The following is a 310-nucleotide window of genomic DNA, read 5'->3' on the forward strand; positions in this document are numbered from 1 at the left end:
CTCCTGCTTGTGGCTAATCAAACAAGTATAAATCTTTGCTCCTCGTAAAGTTCCGGATAAAGGCTTAAGCTTTTCATCCCATTTTGCTACCAGCTTACTATCCCCTCTCTTGCTGCAGTCCTTCGAAAGCGACCGTTATTAATTGCTTAATCACGCTTTCCTCCAGCCCGTCTCCTGTAACTAACAAGCGATAAAAAATCGGTCCATAAAGCAAATCAATACTCAATTCAATATCCAGCTCCCGTTTCAACTCCCCGCGCTCTACCCCTCGCATGAGCAGCTGCCTTGCTTCCAAACGTCGCGGACGGAC

Annotated in this window: 1 protein-coding gene; it reads right to left on the minus strand. The window is 46.8% G+C overall.

Annotation, left to right across the window (positions count from 1 at the left end; translation table 11 throughout):
- Positions 1–97 precede the first annotated feature (97 nt).
- The coding region (locus ABEW34_RS30105) for a TetR-like C-terminal domain-containing protein (protein WP_430165001.1) at positions 98–310 on the minus strand (213 nt) is incomplete at its 5' end.

Source organism: Paenibacillus algorifonticola (assembly GCF_050481745.1).
GTDB classification, from domain to species: domain Bacteria; phylum Bacillota; class Bacilli; order Paenibacillales; family Paenibacillaceae; genus Pristimantibacillus; species Pristimantibacillus algorifonticola_A.